This is a genomic window from Natrialba swarupiae (assembly GCF_008245225.1).
In the GTDB taxonomy this organism is placed as follows: domain Archaea; phylum Halobacteriota; class Halobacteria; order Halobacteriales; family Natrialbaceae; genus Natrarchaeobius; species Natrarchaeobius swarupiae.
The window spans coordinates 34,707-56,967 of the sequence record NZ_VTAW01000007.1 but is presented as its reverse complement, the minus strand read 5'-3'; the positions used below and the strand labels follow the sequence as shown (position 1 = coordinate 56,967).

Annotated in this window: 15 protein-coding genes; 6 read left to right on the top strand and 9 right to left on the bottom strand. The window is 59.2% G+C overall.

Annotated features, from left to right (window positions below; genetic code table 11):
• The first annotated feature begins 401 nt into the window (after positions 1 to 401).
• Together FYC77_RS07385 and FYC77_RS07380 are read left to right on the top strand one after the other, a co-directional pair.
• A complete protein-coding gene (locus tag FYC77_RS07385) occupies positions 402 to 1,760 on the top strand; it encodes an MFS transporter (protein WP_149080869.1) in 1,359 nt (452 codons plus the stop codon).
• A 276-nt stretch (positions 1,761 to 2,036) separates the two neighbouring features.
• The gene (locus tag FYC77_RS07380) at positions 2,037 to 2,468 is read left to right on the top strand and encodes a universal stress protein (RefSeq protein WP_149080868.1); all 432 of its coding nucleotides are present in this window, start codon (positions 2,037 to 2,039) and stop codon (positions 2,466 to 2,468) included.
• Positions 2,469 to 2,557: 89 nt separating this feature from the next.
• Here FYC77_RS07380 and FYC77_RS07375 read toward each other — a convergent pair whose 3' ends face one another.
• The 6 genes from FYC77_RS07375 to allB form a co-directional block, all read right to left on the bottom strand.
• The gene (locus FYC77_RS07375; protein ID WP_149080867.1) at positions 2,558 to 4,513 is read right to left on the bottom strand and encodes a TRAP transporter permease; all 1,956 of its coding nucleotides are present in this window, start codon (positions 4,511 to 4,513) and stop codon (positions 2,558 to 2,560) included.
• A gap of 6 nt (positions 4,514 to 4,519) precedes the next feature.
• Entirely contained in the window at positions 4,520 to 5,476 is a 957-nt protein-coding gene (locus FYC77_RS07370) for a TAXI family TRAP transporter solute-binding subunit (protein WP_162354484.1), read from the bottom strand.
• Between the two features lie 182 nt (positions 5,477 to 5,658).
• Positions 5,659 to 7,617: a TRAP transporter permease gene (locus FYC77_RS07365; RefSeq protein WP_149080865.1), complete on the bottom strand. Its 1,959-nt coding sequence runs from the start codon at positions 7,615 to 7,617 to the stop codon at positions 5,659 to 5,661.
• Between the two features lie 5 nt (positions 7,618 to 7,622).
• Positions 7,623 to 8,582, bottom strand: a complete 960-nt coding sequence (locus FYC77_RS07360) for a TAXI family TRAP transporter solute-binding subunit (RefSeq protein ID WP_149080864.1) — start codon at positions 8,580 to 8,582, stop codon at positions 7,623 to 7,625.
• A 215-nt stretch (positions 8,583 to 8,797) separates the two neighbouring features.
• Positions 8,798 to 10,018: a C45 family autoproteolytic acyltransferase/hydolase gene (locus FYC77_RS07355; RefSeq protein ID WP_149080863.1), complete on the bottom strand. Its 1,221-nt coding sequence runs from the start codon at positions 10,016 to 10,018 to the stop codon at positions 8,798 to 8,800.
• Entirely contained in the window at positions 10,018 to 11,409 is a 1,392-nt protein-coding gene (gene allB / locus FYC77_RS07350; protein WP_149080862.1) for an allantoinase AllB, read from the bottom strand. Before allB ends, FYC77_RS07355 begins: the two co-directional genes overlap by 1 nt.
• Before the next feature lie 610 nt (positions 11,410 to 12,019).
• On the opposite strand from allB, the gene FYC77_RS07345 reads away from it, so the two are divergent.
• Together FYC77_RS07345 and FYC77_RS07340 are read left to right on the top strand one after the other, a co-directional pair.
• A complete protein-coding gene (locus tag FYC77_RS07345; protein WP_149080861.1) occupies positions 12,020 to 12,934 on the top strand; it encodes an ABC transporter substrate-binding protein in 915 nt (304 codons plus the stop codon).
• Between the two features lie 69 nt (positions 12,935 to 13,003).
• On the top strand, positions 13,004 to 14,506 hold the full coding sequence (locus FYC77_RS07340; RefSeq protein WP_149080860.1) for an aldehyde dehydrogenase family protein: 1,503 nt from the start codon (positions 13,004 to 13,006) through the stop codon (positions 14,504 to 14,506).
• A gap of 221 nt (positions 14,507 to 14,727) precedes the next feature.
• On the opposite strand, the gene FYC77_RS07335 is transcribed toward FYC77_RS07340, so the two are convergent.
• The 3 genes from FYC77_RS07335 to FYC77_RS07325 all read right to left on the bottom strand — a co-directional run bounded on the left by FYC77_RS07335 (position 14,728) and on the right by FYC77_RS07325 (position 18,017).
• Positions 14,728 to 16,581, bottom strand: a complete 1,854-nt coding sequence (locus FYC77_RS07335; protein ID WP_149080859.1) for an archaea-specific SMC-related protein — start codon at positions 16,579 to 16,581, stop codon at positions 14,728 to 14,730.
• Positions 16,578 to 17,183, bottom strand: coding sequence for a rod-determining factor RdfA (gene rdfA, locus FYC77_RS07330; protein ID WP_149080858.1), 606 nt, complete (start codon positions 17,181 to 17,183; stop codon positions 16,578 to 16,580). The genes FYC77_RS07335 and rdfA overlap by 4 nt, the downstream gene beginning before the upstream one ends.
• Positions 17,184 to 17,546: 363 nt before the next feature.
• The gene (locus FYC77_RS07325; protein WP_149080857.1) at positions 17,547 to 18,017 is read right to left on the bottom strand and encodes an Lrp/AsnC family transcriptional regulator; all 471 of its coding nucleotides are present in this window, start codon (positions 18,015 to 18,017) and stop codon (positions 17,547 to 17,549) included.
• 302 nt (positions 18,018 to 18,319) lie between these two features.
• Here FYC77_RS07325 and FYC77_RS07320 point away from each other — a divergent pair, with 302 nt between their 5' ends.
• Both FYC77_RS07320 and FYC77_RS07315 read left to right on the top strand, forming a co-directional pair.
• Positions 18,320 to 20,413, top strand: a complete 2,094-nt coding sequence (locus FYC77_RS07320) for a hydantoinase/oxoprolinase family protein (protein ID WP_149080856.1) — start codon at positions 18,320 to 18,322, stop codon at positions 20,411 to 20,413.
• On the top strand, positions 20,406 to 22,172 hold the full coding sequence (locus FYC77_RS07315; RefSeq protein ID WP_149080855.1) for a hydantoinase B/oxoprolinase family protein: 1,767 nt from the start codon (positions 20,406 to 20,408) through the stop codon (positions 22,170 to 22,172). Before FYC77_RS07320 ends, FYC77_RS07315 begins: the two co-directional genes overlap by 8 nt.
• Positions 22,173 to 22,261 lie beyond the last annotated feature (89 nt).

The window sequence follows — 22,261 nt, the reverse complement described above, 5'->3', positions numbered from 1 at the left end:
CCCGCCGAAGCTCGGTTTCGATGCCGGTCCTCACGGCCTAACGTAGTTCATCACTCGTTTTCGCCCGGACGTTCCGTCGAAACGCTCGCACCGATGCTATCTCTTGTCAACCGGCGATAGAAAATGTTACTTTCCTCTTGTCTAAACCACTGTCCTATCGATGAACGCCACCAGTCTTCCCTGCTGTATCCGACTGCTCGAAACTCGGGTCGTCTCTAGTACTCCGACACGCGTCGACTGCAGGGTCGACTCGGACCACACCACCGAATTCGACCCTGCAGTGCGGGCTTGCCAAAGCACTAGCGGACCGGCCAGTACCGCCAGCTACCGATGGAACCGGATGGACCGAATGGACAACGATGGGTTCCGACGGGACCGACCAACGCAGAGTTCGTTCGACGATGTCTGATGAAACGACCGTCAGCGACGTCGTCGACGATCTCTCGACGGGGTCGTTTCACCGGCGATTGCTGCTCATTACCGGTTGTGCCCTGTGCTTTACGGCCGTCGAAATCCTCTCTATCTCGTTCGTCCTCCCGGCCCTGATAGATAGTTGGTCTCTTTCGGGCGTTGCAGCCGGATTACTCGGAAGCAGCGCCCTTGTTGGCATCATGTTCGGAAGCTGGTTCGGCGGCTGGTATGCCGACCGGGTCGGACGCGTTTCCGGCCTCCAGTGGGCAGTTCTCTGTTACTCACTGTTCGCTGGATTGACTGCGCTTTCGCTCGGGTTCTACTCACTGTTCGCCTTTCGACTCCTCACCGGGTTCGGCGTCGGGTGGGCGACGACCATCACTGTCTCCTATCTCAGCGAACACCTTCCGACGCGCCATCGCGGTCGGTATATCGTCTATTTCGAAATGTTCTGGCCGATCGGGACGATTTTGGCGGTCGTCCTCGCGTGGATCTGTCTCGACGTTCTCGCCACCGATGGAACGATCCTCGGCGTCGCTTCCTGGCGGTTCGTCTTCCTCGGTGCGGCGCTTCCGGCCGTGCTCGTCCTGGTAATTCGCAGACTCGAGGAGACGCCGTACTATCTCGCCTCGGACGATCGTCTCGACGATGCGAACGCACGTGTCCAGGATATCGCGGGCGAAAACGGGGATTCCGCATCGGCAATTACTGCAACGCGATCCGATCGGGGTAATAGTGCCAGTTTCGCTCGACTGTTCGAACCGGGACTGCGTCGACGGACGATTCTTGCGTCACTCTCGTGGTTCGGCATCAACTTCGGATTCTACGGTATTTTCATCTGGCTTCCCGACACGCTCGAGGCGGCAAACGTCGGCGGCGATCTCTACGGGCAACTGTTTCTTGTCGCCATCGCGCAACTGCCCGGAATCCTCAGTGCGGCGTATCTGATCGACAGGATCGGCCGAATGTACACGATCGGTGGCTACCTGCTGTTGGCTGGCGTCTTTACGTTTACCTTCGCAACCGAACTGGCCGGCTGGTCGATCGCCGGACTCGAGGTCGTACACCCGCTGTTGAGTCTCTTTCTGGCGAGTTTCTTCCTGATTGGGGCGTGGGGACCGATGCTCGCCTATACCGCAGAACTGTTCCCGACCGAAGTGCGTGGAACTGGGTTTGGATTCGCAAGCGGTATCGGTAAGATCGCGTCGATCAGCGGTCCGATCGTGGCCGGCCTCCTCGTCACGTGGGGCTATTTCGTCGCGCTGACTCCCTTTGCCATCGGGATGGCAGCGGGTGCCGTGCTCATCCTCACGTGGGGGACGGAGACGAAAGGCCAATCACTGCAATAACTCCGACTCGAGGTTATCGTCGTCGGTGAACCGATTTTCCCGCTCGTCTCCGAGTGACCGGCGGCGGCCGTACCCGATAGTGATTCGCGGGCTCAAAGCTGTTTCACGACCGCTCGAGGGTATTTTCACCGGAAACGGCCTGTGTCACGGCCCAGTGGGCGATGCTCGATATTGCTTTCCGACCGAGAGATGTCGAGTCAGAGCGAAGAATTGACAGATAACTAACTATTCTTCTGGACCAGTTAGTTCAAGGCCTTCGACGTACAGTATGAGGACATGTATCGTGTTCTTATCCCGGTCGATCCGGACATGGACCGAGCGAGCGCAGCGGCGGATGCAGTCCTTTCATTACCTAGTGTGACCGACGAGATCGACGTAACCGTCCTGAGTGTGTTCGCGGAGCGGGACGTACAGGATCTCGACGGTGGTCGCCTCGAGTCCGAGGAACTGTTCGAGAATTCGGAGCCACCGGAGAGCCTCGAAGCGACGGCGGCGTATCTCACCGAGAACGGTGTGTCCGTTTCGACACGTCGGGAACACGGCGATCCGGCAGAGACTATTTTGGCGGTTGCAGAAAACGACGATGTCGATACGATCGTCATGAGCGCTCGAAAGCGCACGCCGGTCGGCAAGGCTCTCTTCGGCAGCGTGACCCAAAACGTGACGCTGGATAGCCCGGTTCCGGTCGTTATCGCCGGCACAGCGTAACCGGTCTCGCGTCTTCGTCGGCATGGTCGTAGCCTGTGTGGACCGGTGAGCGATTAGTGAACTCGGTTCGCCTGCGTGATCGACGAGCTTTAATCACTTTTTGCTGGCGTCGAACGGAGGTGTTCGTCTTTCAGCCGGCTTCTGATCTGGCGATATCCGCCGACCAATCCGACGAGCAGACCGACGGCGTTCAACGTGAGACTCGGATGGATGAGCAACAGTGCGGATCCAACTAACATCCCGCGTTCGATGCGAGATATTCCCGTGTAGATGTGTCCAACGATTGCCGCGGCGAGAGCAACGAACCCGATCGATGTAGTGAGTATCGCAATGGCAATTCCGTCGGCCGACCCAATCAGGAGAAGCCGTTCGTCGTAAACGAACGCAAACGGCAGCAAGAACGCACCCAGTGAGAGCTTCCAGGCCCAGAAGCCGGTCTTGAGCGGATGGCTCTCTGCAATCGTTGATGCGGCGTATGCGGCGATACAAACTGGCGGTGTGACCATCGCCATCATACCGAAATAGAAGATAAAGAGGTGCGCCGTCAACTCCGGTAGGCCGATTCGGACCAGCGACGGTGCGACGAGAATCGCCAGTAGAATGTAGACGGTTACCGTATCGGTTGCCATTCCGAATATGATACAGAGTACCATCGTCACGAGCAGGGCCATCATCAGGTGTGTCCCCGCTAGATCCATCACCACCGATGAAATGGCGAGTCCGAGCCCCGTCAATCCGATAACGCCGAGTACGATACCAATACAGGTCGCAGCCACGATGATCGGCGCGGCACGCTTACAGGCGAGCTCTATCCCATCAACTAACGAGTTTGACATCAGCGTATCGGATTCGGATCTCGGGTCGTACAGCCTCGCGTCTTTCGGAATGAACGTGATAAACAGCAGGATCGCCAGCGAGTAGACGATCGACCGGCGGACACTCATTCCCGTGTATAGGAGATAGACCAGTATAACCAGCGGAACGAAGTAATACAATCGTGAGATAACCGACCTGCGATCCGGGATCATCTCGTCAGGCAGTCCGACCAGATTCATCTTGACGCTCTGGAAATGAACGACCATGTATACACAGAAGAACGTCAGCAATCCTGGAACGAGTGCCCGTTCAATGATCGTTACGTAGTCGATCGCAGTGATATCCATCATAATAAAAATAGCAGCGCCCATAACGGGAGGGAGCAACTGACCGCCAGCACTGGCAGCGCTTTCGACTCCCGCCGCGAAGTTTCGTTCGTACCCCTGGTCTTTCATCGTCGGAATCGTAAAGGCTCCCGTCGTTAGCGCGTTCGCAACCGCACTTCCGGAGATCATCCCCATGGAGCCACTGGCGAACACGGTGAGCTTTGCGGGTCCGCCGGTTACCTTTCCGAACAGCACCTTCGCGAGATCCAAAAACATCTTTCCGCCGCCTGAGATCTCCAACAGCGCCCCGAACAAGACGAATACGAACACGTAGTCGAACATGACCGCCAGTGGGAACGAAAACAGCCCTTGTGAGCTCACGTAGATCTGCGTCGCCATCTGCTCTAAGGAGTACCCCGAGTGTCTGAACACGCCGGGAAACAGCGGACCAATAAACAGGTACAACAGAGAGAACACCGCGAGGATCGGTATCGCCCATCCGATCGTCCGCCTCGTCGCTTCTACCACCACGATTATTGCGAATATCCCCAGGACGATCTCCGTCGGCGTCGCTGTCCCTGCCTGTTCGATCACCTGCTGTGAAAACACGATCAAGTAGCCGTACGACACCACAGAGAGTGCGATCAAGGCGCGATCTATCCAGTCGTAGTAGCTGTCGCTTGGCAAGACATCGTAACTGATCTCCTCTCTCAGCGGAAATTTCACAAACAGATATACCAACGTCAACAGGAGAAAGGTTCCCAGCTGTTGGTACGAGTTAAACTGCAGCGTCAGGGCTACGTACAGGGTAAATAGCGTTACTCCCACTGCGATTATCCGCTGGAGTATGGTCGCCTCCCCGCCAACTCGCTGTTCGTCCGCCGAATTCAGGGCAGTGTCCATGGCCGGTCAGATCAGACCGTGTTCTTCGAAGTACTCGAGTGACCCGTCGTGATAGGGGACACCGAAGTCGTAGTACGCCCATTCCGTTTCGAGATTCTCCGAATTGACGTTGGATTCCTGGATCGGTTCCGGATTTTCCAGAATCGCTCTCGTCATCTCGTAGACGACGTCGTCGTCCATCTCCGGCATCGTCACCCAGAAACTGTTCGTCCCCATCGCCAGCTCGGTCTCCTCGTAGTTTTCGAGCATATCCGGCGTCACTTCCGCTCTCGCCGTCCACGGGAACACTTCTTGCATACTGTCGAACTCATCTTCGGTCCATCCGAGGACTCGGAGCTCGTCACCGTCCGTCGCAAAGGCGTTCATCGTGTCGGATCCGTGGTGTCCGAAGAACGCATCCAGGTCCCCGTCACGAAGGGCCCGAAGCCCCTCGCCGTAGCCCATATACTGATCGTCCGTTTCGAGACCGTAGTGGTCCATCAGTGTGTCGTGTTGACCGTGCGTGCCACTTCCCTCCGGTCCCGAGGTCATCGTCACGCCGTCTAAGTCGGAAATCGTTTCGATCTCCGAGTCGTCTCGCACGACGTAGTACTGTGCGACGACCTCCGAGCGCATGATACACCGTATATCGATTTCGTCTTCGAAGGGTACCTCGCCGTTGTACGCCAGATGTCCGATCTGGTCGACGGTCGTTCCGATATCGATCTCACCGTTGTCCAAATTTCGGATATTTGCCACGGAACCGTCCGACGTACTCACGGTTGCCGACAGCGGTGGATCTTCGGTGTGTTCCGGTAACAACTCCACGAGTGGCGCTGATTTCGTGTAATGAGAGGCTCCTTCACCGGCAGTGTGTATCGAAAGATCTCTCGCGTCGTCATCGCCACCGAGACATCCGGCAACCAATCCTGTTCCGACCGCCAGACCACTCGTTAGGAACTGTCGCCTGTTGGCTAGTACCATGCTAAACGGATACATCTACATTCACATAAAAATTCCCTTTCGTAACTGAGTGATAAGTTGTTGCTGGAATGTCAACAGATCCCGGGAAATCGGCGGTTGTAGCCCACTATCTGTGGCTGCGTTTCCTAACACAACGATAACATGTATCGGGAAATCGGTTGATCGGTCGGCCGTAGCCGACCTCAGTCGGCTTCGGTTGGCTGCGGTGTCAGCCGACGTTCGGTCACCATACTGCGGAACTGCCGGAATCCGCCGATTACGAGCAGGCCGAGACCGACGGCGTTTATGGTCAGGTTCGGCGCGATCAACAGGACGGACGCACCGAGGAGCGTAGCTCGTTCGATCCGGGAGAGGCCCGTGTACGCGTGGCCGACGATCGCTCCTGCGAGGGCAGTGAGCGCGACGATCGTCGTCAGGATCGACAATGCGATTGCGTCGGCCGACCCGATCATTAGCAGATTCTCGTCGAAGACGAACGCGAACGGAAGCAAGAACGCCGCAAGCGAGAGTCGCCAGGCCCAGAAGCCACTTCTGAGCGGATCGCTCTCGGCGATCGTCGACGCCGCGTACGCGGCGATACAGACCGGCGGGGTGACCATCGCCATCAGCCCGAAGTAGAAAATAAAGAGGTGTGCGGTGAGCTCGGGAACGCCGATGTCGACGAGTCCGGGTGCGACGAGGACTGCGAGGAGGATGTACACCGTGACGGTGTCGGTTGCCATCCCGAACATAATGCTCAAAAGCATAACGACCACGAGCGCGACCATCAGGTGAATCGATGCGAGATCCATTACGACCGAGGAGATCGCGAGGCCGACCCCAGTCATACCGATAACGCCCAGAATGATCCCGATACAGGTTGCAGCGACGACGATCGGTGCTGCACGTTTCGCGGTCAGTTCGATGGCGTCGACGAACGGGTTCGAAGCGAGTTCGTGAGATTCCCGTCGAGGATCGTACAGCCGTGCGTCGTAGACGAGGGTCGTCACGATGAGCAGAACACCGATCCCGTAGATGACCGATCGGCGAACGCTGATACCATCGTACAGCAGGTACACCAGGATCACGACCGGGATGAAATAGTACAGTCGCTTGAGTACCGAGCGTCGGTCCGGAATCGCCTCGTCGGGCAGACCGACCTGTCCGGATTTGACGCTCTGAAAGTGGACGACCATGTAGATACAGAGGAACATCAAGATCCCCGGAATGAGCGCTCTCGTGATGATCGTCACGTAATCGATGCCCGTGATGTCCATCATGATGAATACGGCAGCGCCCATGACCGGTGGCAGTAGCTGCCCGCCAGTACTCGCGGCGCTTTCGACGCCGGCCGCGAAGTCCCGATCGTATCCCTGATCTTTCATCGTCGGGATCGTAAATGCGCCCGTCGTCAGGGCGTTTGCGACTGCGCTGCCGGATATCATCCCCATCGAGCCACTCGCGAACACCGAGAGCTTTGCCGGTCCGCCGGTGACCTTTCCGAACAGGACCTTCGCGAGATCCAGGAACATCTTCCCACCGCCGGATACCTCCAGTAACGCCCCGAACAGAACGAACAGGAACACGTAGTCGAACATCACGGCGAGCGGGAACGAGAACAGCCCCCTCGTACTGACGTACATTTGTACGATCAGCTGATTGGTCGAGTAGCCGGGGTGGCTGAATATCCCCGGAAACGCCGGACCGAGATAGACGTAGACGAGGAACCCGGTGGCGAACAGCGGGATCGTCCAGCCGATCGTCCGTCGCGTCGCTTCCAGGACGACGAACATCGCGAGGAATCCGAGCGGAATCTCGAACGTCTGTACGCGACCTGCCTGTTCGATAATCTGCGCTGAGTTGAGTATCAGATAGCCGTACGTGACCGTCGACCCGACGATCATTGCGATATCGAACCAGTTACAGAGTCGTATCTGTCGATCGCTCAACTCCCGCTCGATCGTTTCCCGAAGCGGGAAGCGAAGAAACAGGTAGACGAGCGTCAGCATCAAAAACGTGCCCAGCCGCTGGAACGTGCTGAACTCCAGCGTCAGGGCGACGTATACGGTAAACGCTGCAATCAAAACGGCCAAAAGCTTCTGTAGCCGCGTCGTATCGTCGTCGATTGGAACTGCTACTTCTCCCTCGACAGATGTACTCATGACGATTAGAGTACGCCCTCGTCTTCGAAGAACTCGATTGCGGCGTCGTGATACGGGACGCCGAAGTCGTAGTGGGCGAACTCGAGTCCGAACTCCTCGGAGTTGACGTTACTGTCCCGAATCGGCTCCGGATTGCTCGTCACGACGCGACACAGCTCGTAGACGACGTCGTCGTCCATCTCCGGCGTCGTCATCCAGTAGCCGTGTGTCCCCATCACGCCCGTGGTCTCCTCGTAGTTTTCGAGCATATCCGGCGTCACATCCGCTTCGACCGTCCACGGGAACACCTCCTGGAGTCCCTCCATCGCTTCGTCGTCGAACTCGAGGAGCTCGAGTTCGTCGCCGTCGGTCGCAAACGCGTTGATGGCGTCCGACCCGTGGAAGACGAACCACGCGTCGACGTCGCCGTCACGGAGCGCACGCCCACCCTCTCCGTAGCTCAGATAGACGTCGTCGGTCTCGAGACCGTACTGGTCCATCAGCGCCTCGTGTTGTCCAGTCGTTCCGCCACCCTCCGGACCGGGGGTGACGCTCCGGCCGTCGAGATCCCAGATCGAATCGATGTCCGAATCGGCCTGGACCACGTAGTACTGCGGGACGAGCTCGCCGCGCATGATGCAGCGAATGTCGATCTCGTTTCCGTCGAACGGCCCCTGTCCGTTGTAGGCCAGGTGTCCGATCTGGTCGACGGACGTTCCAACGTCGATTTCGCCGTCGTCGAGTGCACGCATGTTCGCGACCGACCCGTCCGACGAACTCACCGTCGCGTTGAGGGCGGGGTCCTCCGAGTGATCGGGCAGTAGCTCGACCCAGGGCGCGGACATGTTGTAGTGCGATGCGCCCTCTGCCGCCGTATCGACCTGAAGGTGAACGCTATCGTCGTCCCCCCCGAGACAACCGGCGACGAGGCCGGCACCGACAACACTCCCACTCGCGAGAAAGCTGCGTCTGCTGACTGGTGGCATACGTCTCACACTATTCTTTATCACACTTAAATCTGGCGAAAAACTTAAACTGGTGAAAAAATATCTAGAATAATATGTGGTGTATTTGTCGGTGAATAACTGGACGAATACGTTCGCCGTGGCGAGAGTGAGGTGACTGTCGACTCGCCCTCGTTACGGCCACCGACTGCTATCGACGCTGTCGACGGCGTCCAGTCGAAAAAACGAACGAAAGTTCAGTCGAGCGCCGGCGGTTCGGCTTCGCCTTCGTAGGGTTCTTCCGTGTAGTGGTCGAACCAGGCGTCTCCCGTGAGGAATCGCTCCGGTACGTCGTCCTCGGAAGCGCCTGCCTCGAGGGCGAGCCAGCCGTCGCCTTCCTCGGTTCGCCAAGCGTAACTTGGCTTACCGAGCGCGATGTAGATCGTGCTGTTTTCCGGCTCGTCGCCGTCGAGTTCGAAGATCGCCGCTGAAAGCGACGTTTCGTCCGTATAGTCGTTCTCCTGGTAGCGACAGATCGACTCGAGGCCCGGACCGTTTTCGTGATCCATCGACAGATCACGCATCGTCTCGGCGGTCACGTCGCCGTTTTCGGCCTCGAGGACCTCCATTACTCGCTCGTGGCGCGAGTAGCTCGAGGGGATCTCCTCGCGTGAACGCGCCAGATCGGAGAGCACTTCGAACTTGTTCCCGCGACCGATGACGTCGTCTTCGACCCACTCGCTCGCGAGGTGGGTGAACTCGCCTTCGAGGATGATCGCTTTCTCGGCGTCGGCGATCGGGATGTTGCCGGGTGAGGACATCGGATCCGAGAACAGCATCGGGGTGATGTGCTGGGCGACCTCCTCTGCGGTGTCGCCGTGGAGCAGCCCTTCGCGCATGTACGCGCCCCGAGAGGCGGCTGCCCAGTCTTTCGAATCTTTCCCGTCCTCGTCGAAGGTAACCGTCCGGGAGATGTTCGAGCCGATGGCGACGCCCTGGTCGTTCATCCCCATCTTGACCGCCGTCGAACCGGCGGCAGTGACGCCGATGACCTTGTTCTTGTCGTCGGGGTCTTCGACGCTGACGACGTTGATCTGGTTGTGCTTGTGGTAGTTCTCGCCCTCGAACTCGTCAGCACCTTTCTTATCGCTTTGCTTGAAGAAGATCGTCTCGCCGGTCGCCGATGCCTCTCCGGCGGCGATGGCCGTCGTACAGCCGTCGGTGACGAGCGTCTCCTCGAAGAGGTTGTACGCGAGCAGATCACGGTGGGGAACGCCCGCTGCGTCGGCCATCCCGTGGATCTTGGAACGCGTCGACTCCGTGAGCCGCTCTCGGTTGGCACGTGCTTCCTCGTGTACCGTCTCGCGGTCGAGTCCGCGGTTGGCGACTGCCTGCCAGAAGCCCTCGAGGTTGTGCTCGATGGCCTCTCGGAGCCGCGTTCCCGTCTCTCGGCCGCGCTCGTATGCGTCTTCGCTCATTAGTTTCCGTAATCGTTGTCGATTTCGTCGACGTCGACCTGGTTCCCGTAACCGGATTCGCCGACGACTTCGCCGTCTTCGTAGACGACGTTGCCTCTGACGATCGTCGTCTCGACGCTACCGGTGAACGATTCTCCCTCGAACGGCGTCACCGTGTTCTTCGAGTGCAGCGAGTGGCGATCCTCGAGGGTCCACTCTTCTTCGAGATCGAAGATGGTGAAGTCGGCGTCGGTACCGACCTGCAGCGATCCCTTCTCGGGATACATGCCCCAGATCTTCGCCGGCTGGGTCGAGTGCATGTTGATCCACTGCTCGAGGCTCATACGACCCTCGTTGACGAACGAGAGCATGGCCGGGACCTCGGTCTCGAGGCCGACGAACCCGGAGATAACCTCCCAGGTGTTCTTGAAGGGATCGTCCATGCCCTTCTCTTCGTCCGTGTGCGGCGAGTGGTCGGTTGCGATACAGTCGATGCCGTCGCCCTGGACCTGTTCCCAGAGGAGATCCTGCTCTTCCTGATCGCGGATCGGAGGCTGGATGCGAGCGACGTTTCCTTTCTCTCGCATGACGTCCTCGGTGAACCACAGATAGTGGGGCATCGTCTCGGCGGTCACGTCGATGCCGCGGTCTTTCCCCTCGGCGACGAGCTCCGCGCCCGAGCCACACGAGAGGTGGAACATGTGGATCTTCGCACCGGTCTCCTCTGCGAAGAGGATCGTTCGGCTGATCGCCTCTCGTTCCGTGATCGGCGGTCGCGACCACGTGTGGTAGATCGGGTCGTTTTTGCCTTCTTCCTGGAACTTCTCGGCAAGGTGTGAGAGAATCTCGTCGTTCTCTTCGTGGAATCCGAGCCGGCGGTTGGTCTCGGCGACCTGTTCCATCGCCTCGAGAAGTTCGCCGTCGTTCGGTGGGGGAATCGCACCGATCGTGGTGCCCAGGAACACCTTGTAGCCGACGACGCCCGTCTCGGCGAGGTCGTGGACCTGATCGTAGTTGTTGGACGTGATGACCGCGTAGAACTGGAAGTCGACGAGCGCGTTCTCGTCACCGAGATTGGCTTTCGTCTCGATGTGTTCTGGCTGGTCGATGACCGGGTCCGTGTTGGGCATACCCATGACGGTGGTTACACCGCCGGCAGCCGCGGCCTGGGTGGCCGTTTTCCAGTCTTCTTTGTACTCGAGACCGGGGGTCCGGTTGTGAATGTGGCAGTCGATGACGCCGGGGGCGAGGTAGTTACCGTCTGCCTCGACGACCTCATCGGCGTCCGGCAGATTTTCGCTCGATCCGATCGCAACGATCTTCCCGTCGTCAACCGCAACCCCTGCGTCCGGGCCTATCTGCCCTTCAGGGGTAACGATTGTACAGTCTCTGACCACGAGGTCTACTGACATACATCCGAATACAATACCTGCTACAATAATATACCTTGTGACTTCTGCGGTCGGATCGGACATCTAGTACCGTTCCAAACGTCGACTGATGGGTGAAACGAGACGACCGCCATCGGTTCCACCCACCAGTTCAGGTTTGGAACGCCATTAGGACACGCGTCGACTGCAGGGTCGAATCGAACCACACCACCGCATTCGACCCTGCAGTGTAGGCTTGCCAAATCCTAGGGGTCGTGCGTCGGGGGTCCTGCATTGCCGGACCGTGTACATATACAAATAAAACGGCAAAATAACGGACTTAGTGCATTATTCCTATACGATAGAATCCGATATAAAAAATCACCAATTGCCTCCCCTGCACTCGACGGGGGATTCATCTTGTATGTGGGACAGGTGTTCACGTGATTATCGACCGTAATATAATAATTAATAACAACGGAGTAGGCATCCGCCGAGTCGGTGGTCCCCGATACCGGGTCGCTGTACGTCGATTTCTGCTCACTGCGGACGACGGGACGAATCGCTAGAGCGACACCTGGCCACCCAGCCCCGGGGAGTCCGCCCGTAAGTAGTCAGCAGATTTTTGCTGGTCGCCACTCATGCATCGGTGATGACGGAGACGCTCAAATTCAGTACGACGCCGTTTTACAACACAAGACAGTTCTACTACGCACTCGAGACCGGGGAAGTGACGCCGACTCTCGGCGACGTCAGCGTCGAACACAACCACTCGCCGAGAAAGGATCAGCTCTTGCTTACCGGAGAGCTCGACGCCACGACGATGTCGATGGGGAAGTACGTCACGTCGAAGCTCGTCAGTCACACCGACGTCGTCCCGACCGATCCGCTCGCAGTCGCCGCTGGGTTGACGTATCAGCGCGGCAACGGCATGTTCGTCCGCGCCGAATCCGGCATCGACGACCCACAAGATCTCGTCGGGAAGCGAGTCGGTATCCACGACCGCTCGCTCGCGATGACCTACCACAAGGCGATTCTCGAGGATCGATTCGACGTCGGCCCCGACGACGTCGAGTGGGTCGTCGATACCCATCAGGGACTTGCCGAACGGATGGAATCGGGTCGTCTCGACGCCGTCGAACGGATCAACGACTGGTACTGGGGCCTCGAGGAGGATCCGGACTACGAACTGCTCTACGACATGGGTGTCGAGTGGGACGAACTGACCGGCTATCGGCCGCTGGTCCACCTCGTCTGTGTCGACCGGTCGGTGTACGACGCACACACCGAGCGCGTCACGGCGTTCGTCGACGCGCTCGGCCGCTCGCGTGCGTACCGAAACGAAAACTACGAAGCCGTCCTCACCGCGTTTCTCGAGGAGACGGACACCGGCGAGTGGGAGGGTGAGCGGACGGTCGAGGCGCTCCGGCAGGTCACCGACGGCGTCGACTGTCCGTTCGTTCTCGAGTCCGACCAGCGGGAGAACGTCCGTGATTGGATGGAGTACGCCGACCGCTACGGCGTATTCGAACGGCCGCCGATCGCCGACGAACGGCTGTTTCCGTAGGACGGCTGCAGCCACCGTTCGTCAGTCACAACGGCTATATAAGAGGCGCGAGACATATGCTCATATAGCATGTTCGAGTACGATCTAGAGACGTTGTCCGGAAAACACGTCTCCCTCGAGATAGAGGACCGAATGTACATCGACGGCGAGTTCGTCTCCAGCGAGGAGACGTTCGAAAACGAGTGTCCATCGACTGGTGAGATCCTCGCCGACGTTCCGATCGCGACCGAAGACCAGGTCGACCAGGCCGTCCAGGCTGCCGACCGAGCCAGCCAGGAGTGGCGGGAACTCGACGTCTTCGAACGCCGCGAGCGCGTCGAAGCCTTCGCCGATTTCCTCCTCGAGCACCAGGACGAACTGACGAAACTCGACGTCGCCGACAACGGGAGCAGTATCTCCCGGATGAAATTCGACACGGAGAAGGGCGCTCGCAACCTCAAATACAACGCCGGGCTGGCGACCGAGCTCAAAGGGGAGACGATCCCGACCGGGCCGAACAATCACAACTTCACCCAGCGTGAACCCTACGGCGTCGTCGCCGGCATCATCCCGTTCAACCACCCGACGATGTTCGTCGCCGAGAAGGTCGCGCCCGCGATCGTCGCCGGCAACGGCATCGTCGTCAAACCATCGGAGTTCACCCCGCTTTCGGCGCTGTACATCGGACGTCTCATCGACGAGTGTGATCTCTTCCCGGACGGCCTGATCAACATCGTCACCGGCTTCGGCGAAACGGGCGCGAACCTCGTCGAACACGACGACGTCAGGCTCGTCTCGATGGTCGGCAGCCCCGCAACCGGAAAGAAGATCATGCAGGGTGCCTCGAAGAACCTCTCACCCGTCTTGCTCGAGTTGGGTGGCAAGAATCCGTTTATCGTCTATCCCGACGCCGACATGGACCGCGTTCTCGACGGCCTCAAGGGGGCGATGGCGTTACCCTGGCAGGGCCAGTCCTGTGGCAGCGGCACCCGGCTACTCGTCCACGAGGACGCCTACGACGACGTCGTTCCGCCGCTGATCGACCGACTCGAATCGGTGACGATCGGGGATCCGTTCGACGAGTCGAACACGATGGGGTCGGTCGTCTCCGAGCCACAGTTCGAGAAAGTCTGCAAGTACATCGATATCGCCAAAGAGGAAGGCGCGGACGTGCTGTTCGGCGGCGAGACGGTCGACGAGTACGACCGTGGATACTACCTCGAGCCAACCGTCTTCGAAGTCGAGCCGGATATGACGATCGCTCACGAGGAGACGTTCGGGCCGGTGCTCTCGGTGATGACCTGGAGCGAGTACGACGAGATGATCGAGATCGCCAACAGCACCGACTACGGCCTGACTGCAAGCGTCTGGACGAACGACCTCAACACGGCACACCGGGCTGCGGACGATATCGAGTCGGGTTACATCTGGATCAACCAGCACGGACGCCACTACATCGGCGCGCCGTTTGGCGGTTACAAACAGAGCGGCATCGGGAACAAAGAGGATATCTCGGAACTGCTCGATCACACCCGCGTGAAAAACATCAACATCGAGTTCAGTGACGATCTGACCCTCGCCGGCGGCAACTAACGCGGAAAGCCCACCGCCGTTCGCTTCATACGGATTGTTGTACCACTGTACCGGCGAACCCGCAGACGGGTCGCGGGTTCGGCGGTACCGACTGACAGTAAACCATCTCATCCATGGACGGTTCGTGGGGTCGCCGACGTCGACATCTCACCGTTTTTCCGACGAGAAAACGGACCGACTGCGATCGACTCGAGTGTGGATTCGACGCGTTGACAGTGTTCCTACGGCGTGAGCTGTTTCGGATTGACGGAACCGTATTCCAGTTCCGAGCCGGCGAGTACAGCCTCGTTGTCGGGGAGCAAGGCGGTAACCAAAAGCGGTGACTCGTCGGCAAAGTACTCGAGCAGCCCCGTCGCTCGTTCGGCGTCGAACGCGCCGAGCGTGTCGATGACGAGGACTGGAACGGTGTCGGCGACGTCGTAGGCGATGTACCCGGCAAGCGCGAGTACGAGCCCAACCATCTCACGCTCGCTCTCCGAGAGGTTGTAAATCGTGTCCTGACGAGTGACGCCATTTTCTTCCCGGGCGACGATCAGATCGAAGTTGCCGTCCAACCAGACGCGTTCGATCGCCTCGTACTCGAGCAACTCGATCAACTCGTCCATCGCCTCGTTGAACTGCGTCTGGAGGCGTTGTTCGAGGTTCTCGATGCGTTCAGTGAGCGTGCGGATCTCGTCGCGGAGCGACTCGATCCGTTCGCGGTTCCGTTCGCGGTCCTGACGAGCCGCTTCGAGGTCGTCGATCGTCGATTCGAGGCGCTCGATGTCTGTCTGAACCGAGTGTAACTCGATTCGCGTCGACTCGATCTCGTCGGTCAGATCACTCGTTTCGCTCTCTTGCTCGGCTTCCTTCTGGGCAATCTGATCCTCGACGCGGTCGATCTCGTCTTCGAGATCCGCGATCTGTTCGCGGTTGGTCTCGAGGGAATCCCGCCGCTCTTCGAGTTGCTCTTCGAGGGAGCGTTTCTTCGACTCGAGGGTGTCGACCCGTCTGTGGGCCTCGTCGATGGCGTCGAGTTGTGCGTTGATCTCCTCAAGTCGTGGCTCGTACTCGGCGCGTCGGTCCTTGTCCGCTTCGATGAGCTCGGTGAGTTGTGTTATCGTCTCGTCGAACTCCTCGGCGGTCGATTCGGTGCCACACGCCCAGCACGTCACTGTATCACCGGTTAGTCCGTGTTGTTGCCCGAGGACGCCGGTGTATGGCGACGATTGCATCTCCCGGTTTGCGGTCAGCACTGATTGGAGGATATCGAGACGGTTGGTGATCTCGTCGAGATCGTCCCTGATCGAGGCCTTCTCGGCCTCGAGTGACTCGACGTCGTACCCCGCGACGGTCTCACGGGCCTCCTCGAGTTCGGCTTCGACCTCCGCGATCTGGTCGGTGAGACGATCGATCGCGTCCTCGTAATTTTCGATCTGCGAGCGATAATCCCGTCGTCTGGTGACGAGTTGCGATCGCGTTTCCTGAAGCTCCTCGAGTTCCTCGTCGTCGGTGATCGTCCGCTGTTTGTCCCGCAACTCGTCGAGTGTCGCCTCGAGTTCGACGGCGGTTTCGCGTTTCGTCTCGAGTTCCCGTTTTCGGTCCTCCAGTCGCGTTTCGACGTCCGCCTGGGCCTCGATTTCCGTTTGCAGTTCGTTTTTCTCGACGATCTTCCCTTCGCGTTCGGCCTCGAGTGCGTCGATATCCATCGGGCCTTTGAGAACGTCTTCGAAGTTCTCGTTGTTTCTCACCGCCGAGCGGACGGTGCTGAATTCGAACAGGCAGGCGAACTGTTCGAACAACTCGATATCGTCGCCGTCGTCGATCCAGCAGTCGCCGTCGATTTCGATTCCGTGACCCGTCTCCGTTGCCGTCCGAACGATCGTTTCCCCGTCCAACGAGAGTTCGACGCGTGCAGTATCGGCGTCGTTTTTGATCGGCACCGTCGATCGACCGAGGCCGAACGCGACCGCCTCGAGAAACGACGTCTTGTTCGAGGAGTTCGGTCCGGTGACGACGTTGAGTTCGTCGGAGAGCGTACAGTCGACCGAGTCGATTCCGCCGACGTTCTCGATGGAGATCGTTAACTCGCTCATTGGTGGACCTCCATGGTCGCACAGTCACAGAGTTCGCCGCGGTAGATCGCACGTCGGAGCGGAACGCGCGTCTGGCAGGATTCACACTCGAGGTCGACGTCGACGTGGACGGTAATGTCCTCGCCGCCGCGGAGCTTTCCCTTTCGCTCGAGCGACCGGACGGCTGAGACGATCTTCTCTTTGGCGTGATTGCGCGCGATTTCGATCGCCTCACGTTCCCACTCGCTGGACTCTTCTTTTTCGTATTCGGCGTCGAGACAGTCGAGGAGATGCGTTCGAACGACGCCGTAGGAGACGAAATCGTCCTGCAGGCGCTCGACGTCGATCCCTTCACGCTCGAGCATGGCGGCGACCTCGCTGCTCGTCGTTCCCTCCTCGCGAAGCCTGTCGTACTTCGATTCGGCCTCGTCACCGAGTGTCGACAGTCCCACTTTGTCCATCTCCCGGCGCAGGAGGGTGACGTTCAACCACCGGGCGAGCTGTCTGTACCCCTTTCGCTGCGAACCGTCACCGCGCCACTCCTCGAGTAACCGTTCGTCGTAGTGTTCGAGGTCGTGGTCTTCGAGAACTCGGCAAACTTTACATCCATATTCTGTTCCCATATCCGGCCATATACCCCCGTGAAACAAAAGTGTACTCGTTGATATTTGCTAAAGCAAAGAACGTACTGGTGTTGGGAAGGCTGTGTGATCTCGTCGTTTGCTCAGCTCTCGCCGTCGTTTCGCCGCGCTCTCGAACCTGGTCTGGCGGGAGTTTTTGATACGGTTTACTGCCAATCATCACCGGCGAATCCGCGACCAGTCTGCGGGTTCGCCGGGACATCGTTCCAGCAATCCGTATGAGACACCTGTACGAAAATCAGGAGGAGTAGACCGTGACCGAAGCGAACGACCAGTCGACTCGAATCGTGAGCGGGGTGAAGACGAATATATTCGGCGGCGTCTGTCTCGATGGCGGGAGCGTTACTACTGTGCGAGGTAGTTTTCGATCGTCGTCATCCGGTCTGTCTCGACCATATACTCCACGTTCGAGACGTTCTCGAGGGTCCGGACAGTGTCGATCAGATCGTCGGCGTCTCGATTCGAGGAGACGGTTGCGACGGCGTACAGATCGAACGAACCGAGCCCGCGACAGTTCATCCAGAACCCCATCTCCGCCAGTGCTTCGAACGTCTCTTCTTTTGCATCCTCGTTGTCTTCGACTGCGATAAACAGCCGGATCACCTCCCATCCGTGCTGTTTCGGAGCCGTCAGAAGGAGAATCGACGTCGTCTCGAACAGCTTCGAGACGCGGTATCGGATCCCCTCACCACTCATTTCGAACCCTTCGTCCTCGAGTTGCTCGGCGATATCCGAGTACGGCGTCCGCGGGTTTTGAACGAGAATACGGAGAATAGTGCGGTCGATCTCGTCCAGCCCGTCGAGTTCTTGTGGCATGGCAATGTATAGATATGCACACGAAATAAATCCTCGTTTTCACTACCCATTCTGGATGGCCGCGTCTCGAGACGGGCTACTGGAAGTCGTTACCGTCGCATCCGGGATCGGTTCTCCGGGTCCGACAGTAATCAGTTACAGCAGTCCGTATGAACACTCGACATCGCATAGTTTCTCACCGAGGGGCCGACCTGGCTTACTGACGTTGTGGCGAATCAGTGTCACTCCGGAAACGTTTTCTCGCCGTCTGAGAGCGAAAAACCGTGGGAATTTATTACACATGCCGGGACATATACCACCTAATGCCCAAGCGAATAGGCTTCGATGTCGGTGGAACGTTCACCGATTTTGTACTGAAAGACGAGGAGACCGGTGAACTCGACGTGTACAAGTATCCGACGACTGTCGACGACCCGTCTCAGGGTGTGCTGACGGGACTCGACGAATTTCTCACCGAAGTCGACTCGGAGATCGACGACCTCGAGCAGCTCATCCACGCCACGACGCTCGCGACGAACACCGTTCTCGAGCGTGACGGTGCGGACACGGCGCTGTTGACGACGGAGGGATTCCGGGACGTACCGATTCTGGGCCGACAGAAACGCTACGATCTGTACGATCTTTTCATCGAGAAGCCCGATCCGATCGTCGACCGGGAGAACATCTACGAGGTTGACGAGCGTCTCCACCCTCGAGAGGGTGTTGTGACGCCACTCGACGAGGACGAACTCGCGTCGCTGGTCGAGGATATCGAAGACGACTACGAGTCGGTCGCGGTTAGCTTCCTTCACTCCTACGAAGACGACAGACACGAGCGTGCGGCGGCGGAGGTTATCGAGGACGTCGCGCCGGATCTGTATACGACGCGCGCGTCGGGCATTTCGAAACAATACCGCGAGTACGAGCGGACGAACACTGCGCTGGTCGACGCCTACGTCAAACCGACCGTCCAGCAGTATCTGAGCAAGATCGAAGACGACCTTGACGGGCAGGGGTACGACGGCTCGTTCTTCATGATGAAATCGAGCGGTGGCGTTGCGACGCCGAAGATGATCCAGCAGTCGCCGGTTCAGATCATCGAGTCTGGGCCGGTCGCCGGTGCGCTCAACGCGGCCCACATCGGCGAACACGTCGGTCACGAGAACGTGTTCTCGTTCGACATGGGTGGGACGACGGCGAAGATCTGCTTTATCATCGACGGCCAACCCAAACGAACGGACGTCTTCGAAGTCGACGAGGCCGAGATGAAAGAGGGCAGTGGCCTCCCGATCAACCTGACGGTCATCGACATGATCGAGATCAGTGCCGGCGGCGGTTCCATCGCCGCGGCGAGTGACACCGGCCGAATCACCGTCGGGCCGGAGAGCTCCGGTGCGGAACCGGGGCCGATCTGTTACGGTCGCGGTGGTACCCAGCCGACCGTCACGGACGCCGACCTCGCGCTTGGCTATCTCAACCCGGATTACTTCCTCGGAGGGCGGATGGACATCGACGTCGACGACGCACTCGCCGGCATCGATCGGGACATCGCCGAACCGCTCGGCATGGATACCTACGACGCAGCGTGGGGTGTCAAAGAGATCGTCGACAACGCGATGACCCGCGCGAGCCAGATTCACGCCTCCGAACGCGGGATCGACCCACGCGAGTTCGGCATGATCGCCTTCGGCGGTGCCGGTCCGTCCCACGCAGCGTTCATCGCACACGAACTCAACGTCCCGAAGGTGATCGTGCCTCCGGGTGCGGGCGTCGCGAGCGCCGGCGGCTTGCTCGTCGCCGACATCGAGTTCCACCTCGATCAGACGTACATCACCGAACTCACGCCCGACGGCCTCGAACACGTCAACGACATCTACGACGACCTCGAGGCCCGTGGCCGTGAACTCGTCAAGGAAGCCGGTGGCGACGACACCCAGATCGAAGTCGAGCGCGAAGCCGACATGAAGTACGTCGGTCAGGCACACGAACTCGGCGTCGAACTTCCGACCGGAGCACTTGGCTCCGATGATATCGAGACGATCGAACAGCGGTTCCACGACACCTACGAGCGAACGTACGGCTACAGCGACGAGGACGAGGAGATCGAAGGGATCACGTGGAAAGTTACGGTCCGAAGCCCGACCGAGTCGATGTCTATCGAGACGGCCGAGAGCGGATCGGCTCGTGCGAGCGACGCCAGAAAGGGAACGCGGGAGGCGTACTTCAAGAGCGCCGGCGGCTTCACCGATGCCGGGATCTACGACCGGGAGCAACTCTCCCCCGGTGCCGAACTTACCGGGCCCGCGGTTATCGAAGAGGTCAACTCGACGACCGTCGTTCCGCCGGGTGACGTCTTGACCGTCGACGAGTACGGCAATCTCGTCATCGAAATCAACGAGGTGAGCGATCATGAGTGAGACAGATTCGGATGCAGAGATCAGTATCGACGCCGACGAACTCGATCCGATCACGTTTACGGTTATCTGGGATCGACTCGTCGCGATGTGCAACGAGATGGGGAAAGTCCTCCAGCGAACCGGGAAGAGCGAGGCCGTCTCGCTCGGCCAGGACTTCTCCACCGGACTGTTCGACCGCGAAGGGCGAATGGTCGCACAGGGCAACTTCAGTCCCGGCCACCTCGGATCGATGCCGTATGCGGTCCAGCACGTCCGAGACCGGTACGATTACGACGACCTAGAGCCCGGCGACGGAATCCTGTTGAACGACTCCTACATGGGGTCGGGACACCTGCCGGATATGTTCCTCGTCACGCCGGTGTTCGTCGACGATCGGATCGAAGGGTTCTCCGTGACGATCGCCCATCACATCGACGTCGGCGGAATGGCACCGGGATCGCAGGCGGTCGAGGCGACCGAAATCTACCAGGAAGGGCTCAGGCTGTTCCCGACGAAGGTGATCTCGGAGGGCGAACTCGAGCGGTGGTTCGTCGACCTCATCGAGGCCAACGTCAGACTGCCGGACGAAGTGATCGGCGATCTGAAGGCCCAGCAAAACGCCAACCACCACGGTGCGACCCTGTTCCGGGAGATCATCGAGGAGTACGACCGGGAGACGATCTACACGTGTATCGACGAGGTCATCTCCCAGTCCGAACGCCGCGTCCGGGAGGACCTTCGGGAGATGCCCGACGGCAAGTACTCCTTCGAGGACGTCATGGACAACGTTCGCGTCGACAGCGGACCGGTCAACCTCGAGGTGACGATCGAGATCGACGACGACGAGTTGATCTTCGACTACGATGGGACCGATCCGGCGACACAGAGCGCGATCAACAGCTACATCAACTACACCCGGGCGTACTCGGCGTTCGTCCTCAAGGCGATCACCGAAAAGTATCTCCCGCAGAACGAAGGGATCATGAAACCGATGACCGTCCGTGCGCCGGAGGGATCGTTCCTCAATCCCCAGCCACCGACGGCGGCGAACGCTCGCCCGATCATCAACCAGCGACTCGTCGAACTGAACCTCGGTGCGGTCGCCAAGGCAGTCCCCGACAAGGTGATCGCTGCGAGCAGTCACTTCGGCAACCCCAACTTCAGCGGGGAGGATCCGGAGACCGGCGAGCAGTTCATCCTCTATGACTTCATGATCGGGGGCGTCGGTGCCTCCGAGCGCAAGGACGGTGAGGAGGGAATCTGTTCGTCGTTCAACGTGACCAACATCCCCGTCGAACTCCACGAGACGCGGTACCCCGTGGTCATCGACCGACTCGAGCTCATCCCTGACTCCGGCGGTGCCGGTCGACACCGCGGCGGCCTGGGTCTTCGGAAGGACTTCACGCTGTTCGCCGAAAACGTCTCGTTTACCAACCTGTTAGAACGCACCGAGTCCCAGCCGTGGGGACTCGAGGGTGGCGAGGGCGGTGACAGCGGACAAACGGTTCTCAACCCCGACGACGAGGCCGAGGAACTCCATCCCAAAGGACAGTTCGAACTCGAGTACGGCGACACCGTCAGCTTCCAGCTCTCGGGCGGTGGCGGCTACGGCGACCCGCTCGAGCGCGATCCCGAGGCGGTTCGAGAGGACGTCGTGAAGGAGTATATCACGGTCGAGGAGGCCCACGACGTCTACGGCGTCGTCTTCCACGACGACGAGGACGGCCTACGCGTCGACGAGGCGGCGACCGAGTCACGTCGCAGCGAACTGGCCGCCTGACGCGGTCGGCCCATAGCCCTTTCCCGACGGTCGGTACTCGTTTTCGTCGCAACGTCGCTTTTAGTACGACCTGCGAACAGGTGACACAT

Excerpts from the sequence above, each read along its gene's own strand:
- FYC77_RS07385 (WP_149080869.1), top strand. The coding sequence starts at position 402 with ATGTCTGATGAAACGACCGTCAGCGACGTCGTCGACGATCTCTCGACG.
- FYC77_RS07380 (WP_149080868.1), top strand. The coding sequence starts at position 2,037 with ATGTATCGTGTTCTTATCCCGGTCGATCCGGACATGGACCGAGCGAGC.
- FYC77_RS07375 (WP_149080867.1), bottom strand. The coding sequence starts at position 4,513 with ATGGACACTGCCCTGAATTCGGCGGACGAACAGCGAGTTGGCGGGGAG.
- FYC77_RS07370 (WP_162354484.1), bottom strand. The coding sequence starts at position 5,476 with ATGGTACTAGCCAACAGGCGACAGTTCCTAACGAGTGGTCTGGCGGTC.
- FYC77_RS07365 (WP_149080865.1), bottom strand. The coding sequence starts at position 7,617 with ATGAGTACATCTGTCGAGGGAGAAGTAGCAGTTCCAATCGACGACGAT.
- FYC77_RS07360 (WP_149080864.1), bottom strand. The coding sequence starts at position 8,582 with ATGCCACCAGTCAGCAGACGCAGCTTTCTCGCGAGTGGGAGTGTTGTC.
- FYC77_RS07355 (WP_149080863.1), bottom strand. The coding sequence starts at position 10,018 with ATGAGCGAAGACGCATACGAGCGCGGCCGAGAGACGGGAACGCGGCTC.
- allB (WP_149080862.1), bottom strand. The coding sequence starts at position 11,409 with ATGTCAGTAGACCTCGTGGTCAGAGACTGTACAATCGTTACCCCTGAA.
- FYC77_RS07345 (WP_149080861.1), top strand. The coding sequence starts at position 12,020 with ATGACGGAGACGCTCAAATTCAGTACGACGCCGTTTTACAACACAAGA.
- FYC77_RS07340 (WP_149080860.1), top strand. The coding sequence starts at position 13,004 with ATGTTCGAGTACGATCTAGAGACGTTGTCCGGAAAACACGTCTCCCTC.
- FYC77_RS07335 (WP_149080859.1), bottom strand. The coding sequence starts at position 16,581 with ATGAGCGAGTTAACGATCTCCATCGAGAACGTCGGCGGAATCGACTCG.
- rdfA (WP_149080858.1), bottom strand. The coding sequence starts at position 17,183 with ATGGGAACAGAATATGGATGTAAAGTTTGCCGAGTTCTCGAAGACCAC.
- FYC77_RS07325 (WP_149080857.1), bottom strand. The coding sequence starts at position 18,017 with ATGCCACAAGAACTCGACGGGCTGGACGAGATCGACCGCACTATTCTC.
- FYC77_RS07320 (WP_149080856.1), top strand. The coding sequence starts at position 18,320 with ATGCCCAAGCGAATAGGCTTCGATGTCGGTGGAACGTTCACCGATTTT.
- FYC77_RS07315 (WP_149080855.1), top strand. The coding sequence starts at position 20,406 with ATGAGTGAGACAGATTCGGATGCAGAGATCAGTATCGACGCCGACGAA.